20 protein-coding genes are annotated in these 19,881 nt (G+C 65.6%); 8 read left to right on the forward strand and 12 right to left on the reverse strand.

From position 1 onward, the window contains the following. Position 1: 1 nt before the first annotated feature. From ftsL to dapF, 12 genes are all read right to left on the reverse strand, one after another. The gene (gene ftsL, locus J2X09_RS18480) at positions 2–304 is read right to left on the reverse strand and encodes a cell division protein FtsL (protein WP_204734632.1); all 303 of its coding nucleotides are present in this window, start codon (positions 302–304) and stop codon (positions 2–4) included. Then, entirely contained in the window at positions 301–1,224 is a 924-nt protein-coding gene (rsmH, locus tag J2X09_RS18485; protein ID WP_204734633.1) for a 16S rRNA (cytosine(1402)-N(4))-methyltransferase RsmH, read from the reverse strand. Before rsmH ends, ftsL begins: the two co-directional genes overlap by 4 nt. A gap of 8 nt (positions 1,225–1,232) precedes the next feature. After that, the gene (gene mraZ, locus J2X09_RS18490) at positions 1,233–1,649 is read right to left on the reverse strand and encodes a division/cell wall cluster transcriptional repressor MraZ (protein ID WP_204734735.1); all 417 of its coding nucleotides are present in this window, start codon (positions 1,647–1,649) and stop codon (positions 1,233–1,235) included. Positions 1,650–1,983: 334 nt separating this feature from the next. Further along, on the reverse strand, positions 1,984–3,324 hold the full coding sequence (gene hslU, locus J2X09_RS18495) for an ATP-dependent protease ATPase subunit HslU (RefSeq protein ID WP_204734634.1): 1,341 nt from the start codon (positions 3,322–3,324) through the stop codon (positions 1,984–1,986). After that, on the reverse strand, positions 3,324–3,869 hold the full coding sequence (gene hslV, locus J2X09_RS18500) for an ATP-dependent protease subunit HslV (RefSeq protein ID WP_204734635.1): 546 nt from the start codon (positions 3,867–3,869) through the stop codon (positions 3,324–3,326). The genes hslU and hslV overlap by 1 nt, the downstream gene beginning before the upstream one ends. 95 nt (positions 3,870–3,964) lie before the next feature. Further along, positions 3,965–5,860 carry an STAS domain-containing protein gene (locus J2X09_RS18505; RefSeq protein ID WP_204734636.1) on the reverse strand — a complete coding sequence of 632 codons (1,896 nt, stop codon included), beginning with the start codon at positions 5,858–5,860 and terminating at the stop codon, positions 3,965–3,967. Between the two features lie 47 nt (positions 5,861–5,907). Then, positions 5,908–6,828: an RNA polymerase-binding protein DksA gene (dksA, locus tag J2X09_RS18510; protein ID WP_310308986.1), complete on the reverse strand. Its 921-nt coding sequence runs from the start codon at positions 6,826–6,828 to the stop codon at positions 5,908–5,910. A 504-nt stretch (positions 6,829–7,332) separates the two neighbouring features. Further along, complete coding sequence (locus J2X09_RS18515) at positions 7,333–8,409, reverse strand: CobW family GTP-binding protein (protein ID WP_204734638.1); 1,077 nt, start codon at positions 8,407–8,409, stop codon at positions 7,333–7,335. Between the two features lie 138 nt (positions 8,410–8,547). Then, entirely contained in the window at positions 8,548–8,988 is a 441-nt protein-coding gene (locus J2X09_RS18520) for a DsrE family protein (protein ID WP_204734639.1), read from the reverse strand. Between the two features lie 94 nt (positions 8,989–9,082). Next, positions 9,083–10,108 carry a tyrosine recombinase XerC gene (locus J2X09_RS18525; protein WP_204734640.1) on the reverse strand — a complete coding sequence of 342 codons (1,026 nt, stop codon included), beginning with the start codon at positions 10,106–10,108 and terminating at the stop codon, positions 9,083–9,085. Between the two features lie 12 nt (positions 10,109–10,120). Then, positions 10,121–10,807: a DUF484 family protein gene (locus J2X09_RS18530; protein ID WP_204734641.1), complete on the reverse strand. Its 687-nt coding sequence runs from the start codon at positions 10,805–10,807 to the stop codon at positions 10,121–10,123. Between the two features lie 27 nt (positions 10,808–10,834). After that, the gene (dapF, locus tag J2X09_RS18535) at positions 10,835–11,710 is read right to left on the reverse strand and encodes a diaminopimelate epimerase (RefSeq protein ID WP_204734642.1); all 876 of its coding nucleotides are present in this window, start codon (positions 11,708–11,710) and stop codon (positions 10,835–10,837) included. A gap of 173 nt (positions 11,711–11,883) precedes the next feature. Between dapF and J2X09_RS18540 the strand changes: the two genes are divergently transcribed. From J2X09_RS18540 to J2X09_RS18575, 8 genes are all read left to right on the forward strand, one after another. Beyond that, positions 11,884–12,909: an ABC transporter ATP-binding protein gene (locus J2X09_RS18540; RefSeq protein ID WP_204734643.1), complete on the forward strand. Its 1,026-nt coding sequence runs from the start codon at positions 11,884–11,886 to the stop codon at positions 12,907–12,909. Positions 12,910–12,964: 55 nt separating this feature from the next. Next, the gene (locus J2X09_RS18545; protein ID WP_204734644.1) at positions 12,965–14,260 is read left to right on the forward strand and encodes an ABC transporter substrate-binding protein; all 1,296 of its coding nucleotides are present in this window, start codon (positions 12,965–12,967) and stop codon (positions 14,258–14,260) included. A 135-nt stretch (positions 14,261–14,395) separates the two neighbouring features. After that, a complete protein-coding gene (locus J2X09_RS18550) occupies positions 14,396–15,316 on the forward strand; it encodes an ABC transporter permease (protein ID WP_204734645.1) in 921 nt (306 codons plus the stop codon). A gap of 2 nt (positions 15,317–15,318) precedes the next feature. Next, entirely contained in the window at positions 15,319–16,218 is a 900-nt protein-coding gene (locus J2X09_RS18555) for an ABC transporter permease (protein ID WP_204734646.1), read from the forward strand. Further along, on the forward strand, positions 16,215–16,919 hold the full coding sequence (locus J2X09_RS18560; protein ID WP_204734647.1) for a GntR family transcriptional regulator: 705 nt from the start codon (positions 16,215–16,217) through the stop codon (positions 16,917–16,919). The genes J2X09_RS18555 and J2X09_RS18560 overlap by 4 nt, the downstream gene beginning before the upstream one ends. A gap of 17 nt (positions 16,920–16,936) precedes the next feature. Beyond that, the gene (locus J2X09_RS18565; RefSeq protein WP_204734648.1) at positions 16,937–17,677 is read left to right on the forward strand and encodes an aspartate/glutamate racemase family protein; all 741 of its coding nucleotides are present in this window, start codon (positions 16,937–16,939) and stop codon (positions 17,675–17,677) included. Positions 17,678–17,722: 45 nt separating this feature from the next. Further along, positions 17,723–19,444 carry an MBL fold metallo-hydrolase gene (locus J2X09_RS18570; protein WP_204734649.1) on the forward strand — a complete coding sequence of 574 codons (1,722 nt, stop codon included), beginning with the start codon at positions 17,723–17,725 and terminating at the stop codon, positions 19,442–19,444. A 17-nt stretch (positions 19,445–19,461) separates the two neighbouring features. Further along, positions 19,462–19,875, forward strand: a complete 414-nt coding sequence (locus J2X09_RS18575; protein ID WP_204734650.1) for a low affinity iron permease family protein — start codon at positions 19,462–19,464, stop codon at positions 19,873–19,875. Positions 19,876–19,881: the final 6 nt, after the last annotated feature.

Below are 19,881 nucleotides of genomic sequence, written 5' to 3' on the forward strand. Positions count from 1 at the left end.
TTCAGCGCTCCGGCGAGGTGTTGGCCGCCGGTTGCGACGGATCGAACACGGTGACGTACTGCGTGATGCCCGGCGTGACAGGCCGCATCTGCAATTGACGCGCGGCGAGCAATTGCACGCGAGCGGGGGTCGCCTGCGCGCGCTTCTGCACCTGCAATTGCTCATGCTCGGATTCAAGCTTGCGCGCCTGCGCCTGGGAACGGTCCAGCGCGGTGTAGAGCCGGCGCGACTCGTACTGCGTGTGCACCAGATAGAAGGCGCTCGCGATCACGGCGGCCAGCAGCACCAGATTGAGACGGATCATGCCGGGGCCTCCGTGCGTTCGGCCACCCGCATCACGGCGCTGCGCGAACGCGGATTGGCCTTCACCTCGTCATCGGAAGGCATCACACGCCGGAGTCCTGCCAGCGCCATGGGAGCGGGTTCAGCGAACGGCACGCGGCGGTCCACCACGGCACGCGAATGGCGCGCCATGAACTGCTTGACCATGCGGTCTTCGAGCGAATGGAAGCTGATCACCACCAGTTTTCCCCCCGGGCGCAACACATGCAGACTGGCCTCTAACGCTTGTTGCAGCTCTTCAAGCTCGGCGTTGATGAAAATCCGAAAAGCCTGAAATGTGCGCGTTGCAGGGTCCTTGCCCGGCTCGCGGGTTTTGACCGCGCCAGCCACGACTTCGGCCAACTCGCCGGTGGTTCGAAGAGGGCCCCGTTCCTGTCGGCGACGATCAATCGCCTTTGCAATCGATTGAGCAAACCGTTCTTCCCCATAGTCACGAATGACCTCCGACAGTGTTGAAACTTCAGCCATTTCCAGCCACTGGGCCACGCTCTGGCCGCGCGTCGTGTCCATGCGCATGTCCAGAGGCCCGTCGTGCCGAAAAGAAAAACCCCGTTCGGGGTCGTCGATTTGCGGGGAGCTCACACCGAGATCCATCAGCACCCCATCCGCACTCGCGGCTCCCAGTTCGCCGAGGTGGCTGAACCCCTCGTGCCGGATGGAAAACCGGCCATCGCTGGCCGCCAGTTCCCGAGCCACCCGCACCGCTTCGGGATCCTTGTCGAAGACGGTCAGCCGGCCCTTGCGGGACAACTGCGCCAGGATCAGCCGGGAATGGCCGCCACGCCCGAACGTGGCGTCGACGTAATGGCCGTCCGGGTTGATGCCGAGCGCCTGCACAGCCTCGGTCAACAGGACGGTCTGATGGTTCCATGTGCTTTGCACCGCCACCCTTAGAAGGAGAAGTCCTTGAAGACATCGGGCATCTCGCCCTTCATGGCTTCGGCTTCCTGCGCCGCATAGACCTGCGCGTCCCACAGCTCGAAATAGGAACCCATGCCGAGCAACACCACGTCCTTGCTGATGCCGGCGGCCGCGCGCAACTCTGGCGACACCAGCACCCGGCCGGAGGCGTCCATTTCGACGTCCATGGCGTTGCCCAGGAAGATGCGCTTCCACCACTGGGCCTGCATGGGCAACGAGGCAATGCGATCACGGAACTGTTCCCAGGCGCTGCGCGGGAATACCATCAGGCAACCGTGGGGATGCTTCGTGATCGTGAGAGCGGCGCCCAGCACGTCACGGTGCCGGGTCGGCATGGACAGCCGACCCTTCACATCGAGACTGAGAGAGGACGCACCTTGGAACACCGCTGCTAGCCCTTGAAAGACACTTTTCACCACTTAATTGCACTTTTTTCCACTTTATCAGGAAATGCGGGGCCTGCAACGCCGTGGCTACACATTTTTTCAATGAAATCAACCACTTAGGACACATTTCGCAGCCCACTCGCAGTCAAAAACACAGTAAAAGCAAGCACTTACAACAAGCACTGCATGTGATGCTTCAAAACCCTGTTGCATGCAGGGCTGTATAGACGATCAGGTAGAGAAAATGGGTGGCGCAACACCTGCGGTGCGGGGTGCAGGTGGGCCATGGGATGCCCGGCATGGCGCCGGGCCCGAAACGGACGCCGAAACAGCGTCAGAGGATGTAGCGGGAGAGGTCCTCGTTGCGACTGAGTTCGCCCAGGCGAGCGTCCACATAGGTCGCATCAATGGCGATGGTCTGGCCTTGCAGGCGCGTGGCATCGAAGCTGACTTCGTCGAGCAGGTGCTCCATCACGGTGGACAGCCGCCGTGCCCCGATGTTCTCGGTGCGCTCGTTCACTTCGAAGGCAATCTGCGCCAGGCGTCGGATGCCATCGGGCACGAATTCCAGTGTGACGCCCTCTGTGGCCAGCAGCTCCTGGTACTGCCTCACGAGCGACGCATGGGTCTGCGTAAGGATGGCCTCGAAGTCCTCCACCGACAGGGACTGCAGCTCGACGCGGATCGGGAACCGGCCCTGCAGCTCCGGGATGAGGTCACTCGGCCGCGCCAGATGGAAGGCGCCGCTGGCGATAAAAAGGATGTGATCGGTCTTGACCACGCCGTACTTGGTGGACACCGTCGTGCCCTCCACCAGCGGCAGCAGATCGCGCTGCACGCCTTGCCGCGATACCTCGGCATTGCCGCTGGCATCGCTTCGCGAGGTGACCTTGTCGATTTCATCGATGAACACGATGCCGTTCTGCTCGGCGTTCTGCAGGGCGCGGGTCTTGATCTCTTCTTCGTTGACCAGTTTGCCAGCCTCTTCATCGATCAGCAGCTTCATCGCCTCGGCGATCCGCAGCTTGCGGGTCTGGCGCTTGCCCGCCCCCATCTGGCTGAACATGCCGCGCAACTGCTCAGCCATTTCTTCCATGCCTGCGGGTCCCATGATCTCCATGGACGGGCGGACCTCGGCTAGATCGATCTCGATTTCACGGTCGTCGAGCTGGCCTTCGCGCAGTTTCTTGCGAAAGTTCTGACGCGCTGTGCTCTCTGGCGTCGCAACGGCGCTGGCAGGCTCGCCCGCCATGCTGCGCGGCGGCGGGATCAACACGTCGAGGATCCGGTCTTCGGCGGCATCCTCGGCGCGCACGCGCTGCTTGCGCATTTCGACCTCGCGCGTCTGCTTGACCGCGATCTCGGCCAGGTCGCGGATGATGCTGTCGACGTCCTTGCCGACATAGCCGACCTCGGTGAACTTGGTCGCTTCGACCTTGATGAAAGGCGCATCCGCCAATCGGGCGAGGCGTCGGGCGATCTCGGTCTTGCCCACGCCAGTGGGGCCGATCATGAGGATGTTCTTGGGCGTGATCTCGGGCCTCAGCTTTTCATCCACCTGCTGCCGGCGCCAGCGGTTGCGCAAGGCGATGGCCACGGCGCGCTTGGCGCCCTTCTGGCCAATGATGAAACGGTCGAGTTCGGAAACGATTTCCTGGGGCGTCATGGAGGACATCAAAGCACCTCCACCGTGTGGTTCATGTTGGTGTAGATGCACAGCTCGCCGGCGATCGCCAGCGACTGGCGCACGACATCTTCCGCGCTGAGATCGGTGTGGTCGATCAGGGCCTTGGCCGCCGCCTGCGCATAGGCTCCGCCAGAACCGATGGCCACGATGCCATGCTCGGGTTCGAGCACATCACCGTTGCCCGTGATGATGAGCGAGGCACTGTGGTCGGCCACGGCCAGCATCGCTTCCAGGCGGCGCAGCACGCGGTCGGTGCGCCAGTCGCGTGTGAGTTCGATGGCGGCGCGCGCCAGGTGACCCTGGTGCTTTTCGAGCTTGGCCTCGAAACGCTCGAAGAGCGTGAAGGCATCGGCGGTCGCGCCGGCAAAGCCCGCGAGCACCTGATCTCGATAGAGCTTGCGCACCTTGCGCGCAGTGCCCTTGACGACGATGTTGCCCAGCGTCACCTGACCGTCACCGCCAATGGCGACCTGTACGCCCTGGGGTGTCTGTCGCCGGACGCAAACAATGGTGGTTCCGTGAAATGATTCCATGGCGCTTCAATTGAGGATGTTCTGTGCGATTGCAACGGCGGCCCGCGCACGTTTGTGCAACAGAAGAAACATGGGGTGGCCGCGCACGGCCACCCTCAGTCGATGCGAACGACCACCTTGGCGTATTCGGTGATGCCGATCACATGGAAGAACGCCGACACCAGCCGATGTGCATCCACGAACTGAACCACGCGACCTTCGGCGTGGTGGTTGGACACCCAGTTCAGCAATGTGCCCGCGGCGGAGAAGTCCACCCGGATGAGGTTGCGGCAGGAAATGATGAGCACGTCGGCACCCTTGAGCTTGCGCTCCAGCGCCTCGAGCGTGGCCTGGGGATCGCCGCGAATCTCGCCCGACAGCTCGACCAGCCCCAGCTGGCTGAAGTCGGTTGCCTCGCTGTCGAGCACGGACTCGCTGTGTGCGCTGTTCGGATACCCCGATGCCACCTGCTCCAGCACCGACTCTCCCAGCACGGAATGGCCGGCCTCGCCTGGCTTGTCGGCGGACTGGGAGGTGTAGTAGCAGCGCGGTTTTTCCCACCCGGGCGGCGATACCTCATAGGTCACACAGAAGTCGAGCGCCGTGAGTTCGAACTCGTCCGGCCGGTTCATGACGCGCAACACCGCCATGCGCAACTCCCACCAGAGCTGCTCGACATCCCGTCGGCCCGAAGGTGTCTGGCTCTTGAGCAACTCGCGGAAAGGCGAAGAGCCCTGGAAGCGCAGCTCGACTTCCTGGTCACCCCACAGCGTGAAGATCCCCAGCAGCGCGCGCGCCGCCTTGAGGTCCATGCTTTCCAGCGGCGTCCAGTCCAGCACCCAGGGCTGGGGCGCGCGCAGCAGCACGTTCTGAAGGGTGCCCACAGCGTGCGCGTCCAGCTCCGATTCGCTCACCCAGACCGCCCTGTTGTGCCCGGTGGAAGGCACGTACACCTTGCCCGTCAGGCCCGAAACGATGTCCGGCATGTCGTACCACTGAGGGGCCGAGCGGTTGAAGCGGTTGACGAAGTCCACCGCGCGGCTTTCGAAGGGTGCCAGTTGCCCGGTCGCGCGGTACAGGTCGAACAGGGCCAGCCAGTCCTCCTGCTGGTCGGCCTTGGCACCACGTTCGCCGAGCACCTCCAGCAAGCCCTGTTCGGCGCCGGCATCGTCGCCGTTGGCAAAGCGGATGGCGGCCTCTTCGACCTCGGGATCCTGCGCAATCTCCTGCACATCCAGTGCGAAGAAATGCGACGCCGAAAATTCATGGCCGGTACTGCGCGCGGTGCTGGAGGCTGTGGGTGCCACCAGGCCAGTGCGTGTCGGCGCAGATGGCGGCGGCGGTGGGGGCAACGAGGCCGCCACCTCGCGCTCACGCGCGGGAGTCCAGTTGGTGCGCGGTGCCGCCGGCGCAGGAGCGGGCCCGGGAATGTTCAGCGTCGGCACGTCCAGCGACTGCACCGTGGCGGGCGGGCGCGCAGCCGGGTTGGGCAGCGGGCCAGGCTCGGTTTCGTCGTATTGCGCCTTGCGTTGTCGCACAGTGGAGGCCGGCACGCTGGGCGCCAGGGGCGCCTCCCTGGACTTGCCGGACGCACCGCCTGGGCCGTGTGTACCGGTGTTCAGGCCGGAACCGGTGCTCACCAGGGAGTCGGGGCCCTTGGTCTTCCACCACTGCATCGACATCTGCGCTTCGATCTCGTCGATCTTCTTCAGGGTTTCGGCCCGGTCATCCGGCTTGGACGGCAGGCTGCTCTGGAAGAAGGAAGGGCGCATGCCCGGCCCTTCGGCACCGGTGCCCTCACGGCTGCGGATCTTGCGCAGCATATCGAACTCGCGCTTGCGCACGAAGTCATTGCGCCGCTTGCGCTCGATCATCTCCTTGAGCGCGGCCTTGCTGTACTCGCTCTCGCGATCGGCCGTTCGGGTGTCCAGATCCGACCAACTCGTGGTCGGATGGCGCACGAACTTCACCACCTTGGACAGGAAGCCACCGCCGGAATCGTCCTTGGACATGTGAGGTGCGTCAGTTCGGAGTGAAAACGGAAACAGAAAACAGCAACTCAGTCCCCGAACATCTTCTGCTTGAGCTCGCGGCGCTGCTGGGCTTCCAGCGAAAGGCTGGCCGTGGGCCGGGCCATCAGGCGGCCCACACCAATGGGCTCACCGGTCTCTTCGCAGTAGCCGTAGTCTCCGGAGTCGATGCGGGCAATGGCCTGTTCGATTTTCTTGAGCAACTTGCGTTCCCGATCCCGGGTGCGCAGTTCGAGCGCGTGCTCTTCCTCGATGGTGGCGCGATCGGCGGGATCCGGCACCACCACGGTGTCTTCCCGCAGGTGCTCGGTGGTTTCACCCGCGTTGGCCAGCATGTCGGCCTTGAGCTGGGAGAGCTTGCGGCGGAAGTAGGCCAGCTGCAGGTCGCTCATGTATTCGCTGTCGGGCATGGCCTGCACATCCAGGTCGGTCAGCTGATCGACCGGCAGGGTTTTCCAGTTGTTGGCTCGCTTGGGATCCTTCTGGATCGAGGAGGGCACGGGAGGGGTCATGACGGCACGTTGATTCATTTGGGAGAAAGTCGCTTTGGCAGCGTCTGGTGCGTGGGTGGGGATCACCGCCGCCTGCGTCATCTGCTCCATCATGACCTTCTTGGCCGCCCGCTTGCCCAGGGGGCGCGGCGAGGCCTCCACCACGACCGGAGGCAGGGCCGCCGGTTGCCTGGTGCTGGAAGGAGTGGAAACAGGCGCGGCGGCAGGCGCGGCCTTGGGAACAGCAGTGGCGGCCTTGGCAGCGGGCTTGGCCGCCACCTTGGAGGCCGACGGGGCCACCGGCTTCACCGGCGTCTTGGCAGCCCTGGATGGGACAACCGCCTTCGCTGCAGCCGCCTTGGCGGGAGCACGCGCAGCCGGCTTGGCAACGGGCGCCTTGGCAGCAGGTGACTTCTTGGCAGCGGACTTGACAGGTGCCTTCACCGCAGGCTTCGCCATCACCACGGTCTTTGCGGTGGGTTTCGTGGTTTTTTTCAGTGGTGCCTTGGCCGTCGTCTTGGTGACGGGCTTCTTGACGGCCTTGGCCGGTGGTTTTGCAGCAGGTTTATGGGTTTTCGCCGCCGTTGCGCTCTTGTTTGCCACCGACGCGCGCGCTTTGGCTCCCGACGCGGCGGGTTTGCCTGATTTCGCTGTCTGTGTTGCCGGGGCTTTCACAACGGGTCTCCTCTCAGTGACTGACGAAGCGGGATCTCGGGCGGTGCGCTGCGACGGGCTGGACCCGAGATGCATCACTGTGGAACGCCGGATACGACGTTATACCCCCAGTACCGAACGGCTTTCGGCGTCGGCGGGCCGGCATCCACAAAGGCGGTCGGCCTGTCAACTTGGGCCGCGATTGTAGCGATCCATGATTCCGCCCCCGGGATTCCCGTAAGGAGCCCGGTTCCTGTCGTTGGAGAAGCGAGACAAACCACATGTTCAATTTCCCTGGGCTCCCGCTCATCAGGCCAGACTCTGGTCCAGTCCTTGCACCAGGATGTCCTTGGGCAGGTCGATGCCGATGAACACCATCTTGCTGGTGCGCGGCTCGCCCTCGGCCCATACGGGGCCCAGATCGCTGCCCATGAGCTGGTGCACCCCCTGGAAAATCACCTTGCGGTCGGTGCCCTGCATGTGCAGCACACCTTTGTAGCGGAGCAGGCGCGGGCCATAGACCTGCACGATGGCGCCGAGGAAATCCTCCAGCTTTTCCGGGCTGAACGGGCGCGTCGCCCGATAGACGAAGCTCTTCACGTCGTCATCGTGGTGGTGATGGTGGCCATGACCGCCATGGCCATGCTGGTGCGAGGGGTGGTTGCAATGCTCGCCATGTTCGTGGTCATGGTCGTGGTGCCCGTGATCATGGTCATGCTCGTGCTCGTCCACCTTGAGGAAGTCGGGGTCGATGTCGAGCTTGGCGTTGAGGTTGAAGCCACGCAGGTCGAACACTTCCTTGAGCGACACCTCGCCGAAGTGCACCGGACGCATCGGCGCGCGCGGGTTCATGTGCTTGAGGCGGTGCGTGAGCGCTCTCAACTCTTCTTCGCTGACGAGGTCGGACTTGCTGATGAAGATCTGGTCGGCGAAGCCCACCTGGCGACGCGCCTCCTGGCGATCGTTGAGCTGGTCGGCCGCGTGCTTGGCATCAACCAGCGTGAGGATGGAGTCCAGCAGGTACTGCTCGGCCACCTCATCGTCCATGAAGAAGGTCTGCGCCACCGGGCCAGGGTCGGCCAGACCGGTCGTTTCGATCACCACGCGCTCGAAATCGAGCTCACCCTTGCGCTTCTTCTGCGCCAGATCCTGCAGCGTGGCCCGCAGGTCGTCGCGGATGGTGCAGCAGATGCAGCCATTGCTCATCTGGATGATGTTCTCGGTGGTATCGGCCACGAGGATCTCGTTGTCGATGTTCTCCTCACCGAACTCGTTTTCCACCACGGCGATCTTCTGGCCGTGCGCCTCACTGAGCACGCGCTTGAGCAGTGTGGTCTTGCCTGAGCCGAGGAAGCCGGTGAGGATGGTGGCGGGGATCAGTGACATGGCGGCAACGGGCAATGAAGGGTGGCGAAAAAGGCAACCGGTGAGTGTATGCCACCCCCGCCTTTTGCGCCATGTCCGGGACATGCAAGAAAAAGGCCGGGCATGACCCGGCCTGACATCGAGAGGGACACAGGCAGCTCAGGGGCGCAGGTACACATAGCCTTCACGCGCCTGCAGCCGCGCCACCTCGGCCACACCGGACGGTACCACCTTGGCCTCCATCGCCACTTTGGATGCATCGATGTTGCGCGAGACCAGGGTGTTGTTGCAGACGAAGAAGCCCACGCCCTTGGAGGACAGATCGCCGATCGCGCCGGCAAAGGACTGGCCATTCGAGTTGTTGGCGCCGTCGAGCAGGAAATCGATGCCGGCACCGTGCGTGACAACCACGATCTTGGCTGTCGGATCCGCCGCCAGGTGGTTCCGGATGTTCTGGATGGCCCGCGTGGCCTGGGGGATGCCATCGCTCAGGTGATAGACCACCTTGATGGCCGGTTGAGCCTGGGCATGGGCCTGAAGGGACGTGGCGAGCACGGCGCCGAGCAGCAGGGTCTTGAGGACGGCGAGGAACTTGAACATGGTGGTCTCCGGATAGATGAAGCCTTGCGCTCGCGCGCGGCGGAGCAGCATCCTACAGGCAACGCCCTGGCAGGGTGCGCCAGGGGTCACGCGTTCATCGTGGGCGAACGGCCCGGGGCTTCGGGGCCGTGGGTGCGTCCGGCACAGCCTTGGGGGACTGTCCCGCCCGCGCGCCCGCTCGCGGATGTGCCGCGTCGTACACCTGAGCCAGGTGCTGGAAGTCCAGCCGCGTGTAGACCTGGGTGGTGCTGATGCTGGCGTGGCCCAGCAACTCCTGGACGGCCCTCAGGTCGCCACTGGACTGCAGCACATGGCTGGCAAAGGAGTGCCGCAGCATGTGCGGATGCACGGGCGTCGCCAGGCCCGCCCGCAGCGAGCGGCGTTTGAGCCGCACGCGGATGTGCTGAGGTGTGAGGCGCTGGCCCCGGGAGCCGATGAACAGCGCGGGATCGTCACCCGCCCAGGCGGCACGCTGTGCCAGCCAGACCCCCAACGCGGCCAGTGCCTGGCGGCCCACCGGCACGCTGCGCCGCTTGGCGCCTTTGCCGAGCACGTGAGCCTCACCGTCTTTGGCATCGATCCAGCCACGGGCGCTGCCGCTCGCGGCCACGTCCAGCCCCACCAGCTCACCGATGCGCAGGCCGCAGCCATACAGCAATTCGGTGATGCATGCATCGCGCGCCTCGAGCGCGGGATCGTCCGCCTCTTCCTGGTGCGCGGCCAGTCGCACAGCGTCGTCCACGCCCAGCGCCTTGGGCAGCGGCTTGCCGGCCTTGGGGGCCCGCACGTCCTGCACCGGGTTGTGATCGATCAGGCTCTGGCGACCGAGCCACACATAGAAACCGCGCCAGCCCGACAGGATCAACGCGATACCGCGTGCACTGCGACCCGCGCTGTGCATCTGCGCGACCCAGCGGCGGATGTGGGCGTTCTGCACCGCCGTGAGCGCAACCCCGGTGTCCCGCGCGTGCGCCGCCAGGCGTTCGAGGTCGCCCGTGTACAGGTCGACCGTGCGATCGGCCAGCCGCTTCCCCACGCGCACATGGTTCAGATAGGCCTGCACCAGGGCGGCATCGCCCTGGCCTTGCGGTGCCGCCTGGGTGGGTTCGGGCGGGCTCATGCCAGCGTCGGGTCAGTTCGCCGGGCGCAGCCGCGAGAGCGCCGCGCTGGTCAGCTCGCCAATGCGCTCGAGGAAGTCTGTGCCCATTTCAGGTGCGAAGCGCTGCACGTCCGGCGAGGCCAGCACCAGCAGTCCGAAGGCCTGCGGCGCGATGCCGGCCCGCAGGGGGATCAGCGCCAGTGAGGAAGCGGCGGCCGAGTCCTCCAGCCATTGCGCGGCCTCCAGGCCCGGGTTCGCACCGCAGTAGGGCCGCATGAGCGAGGAAGCAAATGCTTTGACGTCCTCGGTCGCGCCCTGGGCGAAAGGCTCCTGTGCAAAGCCAGGTTCCACATCCCACACCTTGATAGCCACCTGGGGCACCAGGAAATGCTCCGCGATCGCCCGCGTGGTGACGGCGGGCAGGTCGCGTGCCTCGCGGGTCAGCATGAGCTCTCGCGTCCAGCGCTGCAACTTGTCGGCAATGACGGTGTTCTCGTTGCCGTGGCGGATCATCTCGGCCCCCTTGAGCTCCAGGGTGCGAATCTTCTCGCGCAGCATTTCGGCCTGGCGCTCCTGAAGGCTGACGGCGCGCTGTCCGTGCGGGCTGGTCAGTTGCACGGCAGCCAGCAGGCTGGCGTGGCGCTCGAAGAAATCAGGGGTGTTGGCCAGGTAGTTGGCGATGTCGTCTTCGGTGATGGGCGGGATGTTGTTGGCGTTCATGTGTTGTGGCAAGTGGTGTCTCAGGAGTCAAACGAGATCCGGAATGTCGATCTCGCCGTCGAAAACGGTGGTGGCCGGGCCGGTCATGAAGACCGGCTGGTCGAGGCCCGGGGTGTGCCTCCACTCGATGGTGAGCACACCACCCCGGGTGTGCACATCCACGCGTGGATCCAGCAGCCCCAGGCGAATGCCGGCCACCACCGCGGCGCAAGCCCCGGTGCCACAGGCCAGGGTTTCACCTGCGCCGCGTTCGTAGACCCGCAGGCGAACCTCGCCGCGCCCGACCACCTGCAGGAACCCGGCGTTGACGCGGCGCGGGAAGCGCTCGTGCGATTCGATCCACGGCCCCCAGGACGCCACCGGTGCTGACTGCACATCGTCCACCAGCAGCACCGCGTGAGGATTGCCCATGGACAGCACCGCGACCGGCACGTCGCCCGCGTAAGGCAAGTCCAGCGGCCAGCGCTCGAAACTGCCCATGGGCTGGGGCTTGAGGCCCTGGGCATCGAAGGGGACCTGGCCCAGCGTGAAAACGGGTGCACCCATGTCGACCGTCACCCGGCCATCGGCGTGCATCTTCAGTTCGAGCTCGGCATTCATCACCTTCACACGCAAGGGGTTGCGCGTGCTCAGTCCCTTGTCGTGCACGTACCGCACGAAACAGCGCGCCCCGTTGCCACACTGCTCCACCTGGCCACCGTCGGCGTTGTGGATCACGTATTCAAAGTCCAGCCCACGCCCGGGCGACGCCCGCACACTGAGGATCTGGTCGGCACCCACGCCGAAATGGCGATCGGCCAGAAAGCGGTACTGGGCCGCACTCAGCCCGAGCCGGCCTTGCGTTTCGTCGAGCACGACGAAGTCGTTGCCGGCGCCTTGCATCTTGGTGAAACGGATGTGCATGAAATCCATTATCCGCCCAGTGCGGTGCGCACCGGGGTGGCATCGGGGCCACACGCTGGTGCACCCCGACCCCTTTGCGCACAGACCGGGTGCAGTTTTGTACGCAATCCTCTGGAAATTGCGTACAAAACACCTTTTTCAACGCTGGCATGGGTTATGCAAAGCAGAAAGGCATGAACACCCTGCCACCCCTGCCCGCCGGCATCGAACTGATCGCGCTGACCAAACAGTACGCTGCCGGCAGCGTTGCGGTGGACAGCATCAACCTGCGCATCGCGAGCGGCAGTTACTGTTGTCTGCTCGGGCCTTCGGGCTGCGGCAAGAGCACAACGCTGCGCATGATCGCGGGCCATGAGACCACATCCAGCGGCGACATCCTGCTGGAGAACCGCAACATCACCCACCTGCCAGCGGCCGGACGCGGCACGGCGATGATGTTCCAGAGCTTCGCGCTGTTCCCCCATCTCTCCGCGCTCGACAACGTGGCGTTCAGCCTCAAGATGAAAGGCGTGGCGAAGGACGAACGCCACCGCCAGGCGCAGGACTTGCTGGAGCGCGTGGCCATGGGCCACCTGGCGCAGCGCAAGCCTGGTGAGCTCTCGGGCGGCCAGCAGCAGCGTGTTGCGCTGGCGCGCGCACTGATCACGCAGCCACGCGTGCTGTTGCTGGACGAGCCCTTGTCCGCACTCGACCCCTTCCTCCGCATCCAGATGCGCGCCGAGCTGCGCCGCTGGCAGAAGGAGCTGGGGCTGACGTTCATCCATGTCACGCACTCGCAGGAAGAGGCCATGGCGCTGGCCGACACCATGGTGGTGATGAACCACGGGCGCATCGAGCAGGTGGGCCCGCCGCACGAGGTCTACAACCGGCCCGCCACCGAGTTCGTGGCCCGCTTCATGGGTGGCCACAACGTGCTGGACACCACGCAGGGCAAGGTCGCCGTGCGCAACGACCACATCCACCTCGCCCCACTGGCCAATGGCGAAAGCGGCTGGCCGGCTACCGTGCACGACGTCGAGTACCAGGGCACCTACGTGCTGCTCGGTCTGCGGCTGGACAACGGCCAGACCGGTGAAAACATCTCGGTGATGCTGCCTGAAGCCAGCTTCGCGCAGCGCCCCTACGCTCCCGGCGATCAGGTCAGCATGACCTGGGCCGCCTGGCAGGCGCACAGCTTTCCCCCCAGCCCGGCCGCCTGAGGCGCGTCCGGATCCCTTCGCTTTTCCAACCCCCCTCGCACAGCAGGAGATTCCCATGTCGCACAACGATCACGACGCGCCCGCCATTTCCGCCCCGACAGGCCTGAGCCGCCGCAGCCTGCTGCAAGGCACCGCCGGCATGGCCGGCATCCTCGCCACCGGCCTGGCGCCTGCCGTGCACGCACAGGAAAAAATCGTGCTGCGCTACCTGGGCACGGCCGTGAACCAGGACAAGGCCATCGCCGAGAAGTTCAAGGCCGACACCGGCATCGACATCCAGTACGTGGCCGTGACCACCGACGACGTGACCAAGCGCGCCGTCACCGCGCCCAACAGCTTCGACCTGATCGACACCGAGTATTTCTCGCTCAAGAAGATCGTGCCCACCGGCAACCTCAAGGGCATCGACACGAAGAAGATCAAGAACGCCGACAAGATCACCACGCTGTTCACCACCGGCACGGTGGGCGGCAAGGCCGTGGGCGACCAGGGCACCGCCCCCAAGAAGGTCATCTTCCTGGAAGGCGAGAAGAGCAAGGTGTTCGCCAAGTCGCCCACCCAGTTCATGAGCCTGATTCCCACCGTGTACAACGCCGACACGCTGGGCATCCGCCCCGACCTGATCAAGCGCCCCATCGACAGCTGGGCCGAACTGCTCAACCCCGAATTCAAGGGCAAGGCCGCCATCCTGAACATTCCTTCCATCGGCATCATGGACGCCGCGATGGTGGTGGAAGCCAAGGGCATTCACAAGTACAAGGACAAAGGCAACATGACCAAGGCCGAGATCGACCTGACGATCAAGACCCTGATCGAGGCCAAGAAGGCCGGCCAGTTCCGAGCGCTGTGGAAAGACTTCAACGAATCGGTGAACCTGATGGCATCCGGCGAGGTGGTGATCCAGTCGATGTGGAGCCCGGCGGTGACCGCCGTGCGCACCAAGGGCATCGCCTGCAACTTCCAGCCGCTCAAGGAAGGCTATCGCGCCTGGGCCGCCGGTTTCGGCCTGCCGGCCACGCTCAGTGGTCGCAAGCTCGACGGCGCCTATGAGTTCATCAACTGGTTCCTCGATGGCTGGGCGGGCGCCTACCTCAATCGCCAGGGCTACTACAGCGCCGTGCTCGACACCGCCAAGGCCAAGATGGAAGCCTACGAGTGGGCCTACTGGATGGAAGGCAAGCCCGCCTCGCAGGACATCAAGAGCCCGAACGGCGACGTGCTGGCCAAGGCCGGCGCGGTGCGCGACGGCGGCAGCTACGAGGCCCGCATGGGTGGCATCGCCTGCTGGAACGCGGTCATGGACGAGAACGAATACATGGTGCGCAAATGGAATGAATTCGTCGCGGCCTGATGAATTGACCCACCCCCGCGCCGGGCTTCGCCCGTCACCCCTCAAAGGGACAACACCTGCGGCCCGGCAAAGCCGGTTCCGCGGTGTTCTGGACGGAAGGCTCTTCGCTCGTTGCCGACCTGATTTTTTCCAGCCATGAGCACCACGACCACCCCATCCGGCCCACCCTCCATCAGCCCCACTCGCACCGTGAAGGCGTGGTGGCAGGCCGCGCCGTTCACCCTGGTGTTCGTGGTGTTCTTCCTGATTCCGCTGGCGCTCACCGTGATGGTGAGCTTCTGGAACTTCAACGAGTACGAACTCATCCCCGACTTCACGCTGCGCAACTACGCTGCCATCTTCGAAGGCTGCTCGACGCTCACGGACCACGGGGATTTCTGCGTCTCACTCTCCACCTACCTTTCCACCCTCAAGTTCTGTCTGCTGGTCTGGGGCCTCACGCTGGTGGTGGGCTTCGCGGTGGCCTATTTCCTCGCCTTCCACGTGCGCTCGCCGGGCATGCAGACGCTGCTGTTCGTGTTGTGCACCGTGCCGTTCTGGACGTCGAACGTCATCCGCATGATTTCCTGGGTGCCGCTGCTGGGCCGCAACGGGCTGGTCAACCAGGGGCTGATGGGCGCGGGCCTGATCGACGAACCGGTGGAATGGTTGCTGTTCTCAGACTTCTCGGTGGTGCTCGCCTTCGTGCATCTCTACACCATGTTCATGATTGTGCCGATCTTCAACAGCATGATGCGCATCGACCGCAGCCTGCTCGAGGCCGCGAACGACAGCGGCGCCAGCGGCTGGCAGACGCTGTGGAACGTGATCGTGCCGCTGAGCAAGACCGGCATCATCATCGGCTCCATCTTCGTGATCACCATCGTCATGGGTGACTTCGTCACCATCGGCGTGATGGGCGGTCAGCAAATCGCCTCGGTGGGCAAGATCATCCAGGTGCAGACCTCGTACCTGCAGTTCCCGCTGGCCGCGGCCAACGCAGTGATCCTGCTGGCCTGCGTGCTGATGATCATCTGGGGCCTCACCCGCCTGGTCGACATCCGGAAAGAACTCTGACCATGGCCCCCCCCCGCATCAAGGAACCCCGCGCGCCCGGCTTCTGGCCGCTGGCCATCGTCTTCGCGCTGTTCGTGCTGTTCATGTACGGGCCGATGTTCGTGATCTTCGTGCTCAGCTTCCAGGGTCCGGAAGGCGGCCTCACCTTCCCGCTGCGCGGCGTGTCGCTGCACTGGTTCCACAAGCTGGCCGAAGGCCTGGGCACGGTCGACATCGGCGCGGCCTTCCTGCGCTCGCTCATGCTGGGTGGCGTGGTGATGCTGTTCACTGTGGTGCTCTCGGTGCTGGCCGGTCTGGCCTTCCGCAAACCGCTGCGAGGCGCCAACGCGCTGTTCTACGTCACCGTGGCCAGCCTGATCATGCCGTCGATCATCGTGTCGCTGGGCATCGGGCTGCAGTTCCGCCTGCTCGACGGCGGCCTGAAGTGGCTGCTGGAGGCCGTGGGCGCCACCAGCGTTCTGGAGAACTACGGCACCGCGCTGGGCCTCATGACGTCGGCCCTCGGTGCGCACCTCACCTGGACGCTGCCTTTCGGTCTTCTCATCATGTTTGCGGTGTTCAACCGCTTCAATCCCGCCTACGAGGAAGCCGCCCGCGACCTGGGCGCGACGCCCTGGCAAGGCTTCCGCCATGTGGTGCTGCCGCTGATCGGCCCGTCGGTGGTCGGCATCGGCATGTTCGGCTTCACGCTGAGCTGGGACGAAATCGCCCGCACCTCGCAGGCCATCGGCGACGTGAACACGCTGCCACTCGAGCTGCAGGGTCTGACATCCACCGTGACCACACCTGCCATCTATGCGCTGGGCACCGTGACCACCGTTGTTTCGCTGCTGGTGATGGGTGTGGCCGTGTCGCTTGCACTGTGGCTGGGCAAACGCCAGAAGAAGGGGCGTGCCGCATGAGTGCAGCGCCCATGGGCACGGACAACGCGATCTACGAACGCGTGGTCTCGGCCATCCTCGACCACCGCCTCCCGCCCGGCACCAAGCTGGTGGAGGACCGGCTGGCCAGCGCCTTCGGCGTCTCCCGAACCCTCATCCGCCCGGTGCTGGTGCGGCTGGCCAACGAACAGGTGGTCACGCTCACACCGAACCGGGGAGCCACCATCGCCCAGCCCACCGAGCAGGAGGCGCGCGAGGTGTTCGAGGTGCGGCGGCTGATCGAATCCAGCCTGGTCGAACGCTTCGTGGAGCGTGCAGAACGCGCCGACATCCAGCTGCTCACCCAGTGCATCCGCGACGAAGAAGCCGCCCGATCGGCCGGCGACATGCGCCGTGCAATCCGTCTCTCGGGCGACTTCCACCTGCATATCGCCGACCGGGCCGGCCAGCAGACCATGGGCCGCATCCTGCGCGAAATGGTGTCCCGCACCTCGCTCATCCTCATGACCTACAGCAGCAGCCACGCCCAGGCGCGGCGCGATGCCACGGCTTGCGGCTGCGAGGAACACCGGGCGCTGCTCGCCGCCATCCGCCTGCGCGACGCACGCGAGGCCGCTCGCCTGATGCGCGAGCACCTCGACCGCCTGGAAGCCCAGTTGGACTTCTCGCCCCCCCCTGCCCAGGCGCCCGACCTCGAACGCCTCTTCGCGCCCATGGCCTGAATGAGGCCACACCATTCATGCGCCAACTGCTGGTCATCAACCCCAACACCTCGGCGCAGGTCAGCGCACTGCTGCAGACGCACATTCAACAGGCCGCAGGCCTGCACGTGCGGGTGCGCACCGCCACCGCGCGCTTTGGCTCCCCCTACATCGCGGACGAGGCGAGCTACGCTGTCGCCGCCCACGCCGCGCTCGACGCCTGGGCACACGATCTGGCCTCTCGGCCCGATGCGCCCGACGCGGTGCTGATCGGCTGCTTCGGCGATCCCGGCCTGATGGCGCTGCGCGAGAGCAGTCCGGTGCCAGTGACGGGACTGGCCGAAGCGGCTTTCATCGAAGCCGCGCGCCATGGCCGCTACGCCATCGTCACCGGTGGAACGCGCTGGGGACCGATGCTGCAGCGACTCGCGCAGGCGCTCGGCCAGGCGCAGCAGCTTGCCGGCATCCATACCGTGGCACCCACGGGCGCCCAGCTCGCGGCCGACCCGGTGACGGCGCGCGCCCTGCTCGCCCAGGCCTGCCGCGACGCTTCACGACAGCTCGGGGTGCAAGCCGTCATCCTCGGTGGCGCGGGCCTGGCCGGCATGGCCGCCGCCGTGCAGGCCGACGTGCCGATCCCGGTCATCGACAGCGTGCTGGCCGGCGCGCACTGGGCCCTGCGCAGCGCACCGATGCCACCCGAGCGCGCCCACGCGGGCTTCGATGTGGCGTGGCAAGGGCTCTCGCCCGAGATGGCGGCGCTGGGCGCGCGGGCCTGACGCCGAAGCGCCTGCAGGCGGCGGCGCGTTGCCGCAAAATGCCGCATGGTCCGCCCCACCCAACTCCTCCACCCACCCCGCCCCCTCGCCGCCGTGCGGCCCGCCGCCACCGTGCTGTTGCTGCGCGACAGCACCGACCCGCAACGGCCCGGTATCGAAGTGCTGATGACCCGCCGCTCCATGACGGCGAGCTTCGCGCCCGGCGCCTATGTGTTCCCCGGTGGCGGCATCGATGCCGCAGACACCCAGGCCCACACCATCTCCACCCGGCGTCCGACCCAGGGCGACCTGCACCTCACCCAGGCCATCGCCGCCATCCGCGAGAGTTTCGAGGAACTGGGCGTGCTGCTGGCCCACCGCGCCGACGGCTCACCGGTGGACGACAGCGACATTGCCCTGCTGGACCGCACGGCCCCCTTCGCCGGGCAGTGCCGGGACAGGGGTCTCACGCTCGACGGCGCCGGCGTCTTCGTGTTCGCGCACTGGATCACCGACCGCGACCTGCCGCGACGTTTCGACGTGCCGTTCCTGGTGGCCCGCATGCCCACAGGCCAGCAGCCCGTGGCAGACGAAGCGGAGCAGTTCGAGCCTTGCTGGGTGCGTCCAGCCGATGCACTGGAGCGGCACAAGGACGGTGACTTCTTCATCATCTTTCCGACCATCCGCACCCTGGAGCGCCTGCAGGCCTACGCCAACGTGCAGGCCGTGCTGGACGCGTGCGCCCGCAACGACGGACCGTTGTGGACGAGTTGCCCGCGTGCCGGCCTGGTGCGCGGCGCCGAAGAGCGCTACATGGAACATGAACTGCCATTCGGGGAGCTGGCGCTGGTGTGCCCCGATGGACAGATGGTGCACAACCTGGACTGGCAGCACGAGCAACCGGTCCAGCTGCTCAAGAACGTGCAGCGGCTGACCGCGCACAACCCCGGTTTCATGACCGGCCCGGGCACCAACAGCTACGTCGTGGGAGACCCGGCCAGTGGCCACATCGTGATCGACCCCGGTCCGGACGAGCCGGCCCACATCGAGCGGCTGTGGCGTGCCGCCGGCGGCCGCATCCAGGCCATCGTCTGCACCCACTCCCACCCCGACCACTCCCCCGGTGCGCCGCGCCTTCAATCGCTCTGCGTGGCCGCCGGCCTGGAGAAGCCCCCCATCCTCGGCCTGCCGAGTGCGCCCACCTCGCGGGAAAACAGCCACTTCACCCCCGAACGCGTGCTGGCCGACGGCGAACAGCTGGTGCTGCTGGGCCAGGCGGGCGACACCACCGTTTCACACACGCTGGAGGTGGTGCACACCCCCGGCCATGCGGCCAACCACCTGTGCCTGGCCCTGTTGGAGGACGGCCTGCTGTTCACCGGTGACCACATCCTCAACGGCAGCACCACGGTGATCGACCCGCCCGACGGCAACATGGGCGCGTATCTCGATTCGCTCGACAAGCTCGATGCGCTGTGCGAGCGCCATGGCATCGAATTCCTGCTGCCCGCACACGGCCACGTGCTGGGCGATCTCCGGCGCACGGTCGACAACCCCAGTGCACCACCGAACGGCGGTGCGCGCGCCGCCATCGCCCACCTCAAGGCACACCGCCTGGCGCGCGAGGCCAAGGTCGCGCGCGCCATGCAGGCCGCACCCGAAGGCTCCATGGACGACTGGGTGAAGATCGCCTACGACGATGTCCCTGACCGCCTGTGGCCCGTGGCGAAGCGCTCGCTCATGGCCCATGTGGAGCGCATCCAGAGCCTGGGCGGTTTCAATCTCTGAACACAGCGGAGGCGACCATGCCGAAGTCCACCAACCGGTATTCGCAATTCGCCAAGGCCGCGTCCCGCTTCTGCGGACGCCCTCGTGTCTTCACGCTGGCGGTCGCACTCATCGTGGTGTGGCTGGTCACGGGACCGCTGTTCGGCTTCAGCGACACCTGGCAACTGGTGATCAACACCGGAACGACCATCGTCACGTTCCTGATGGTCTTCCTGATCCAGAACACGCAGAACCGCGACACCGAAGCGATCCAGGTGAAGCTGGACGAACTCATCCGCGCCACGCAGGGGGCGCACACGGCGCTGCTGGATCTGGAAGAGCTGGAAGAGGAAGAGCTCGATGCCTTCCGGCGCAGATACGAAAACCTGGCGGCCGAAGCACGTGCACGGCTCCAGCGCGGTGGCAGCGACACCGACATTCCCGACGCCTGAGTGCAA

The organism is Hydrogenophaga laconesensis, assembly GCF_031457235.1.
GTDB lineage: Bacteria > Pseudomonadota > Gammaproteobacteria > Burkholderiales > Burkholderiaceae_C > Hydrogenophaga > Hydrogenophaga laconesensis.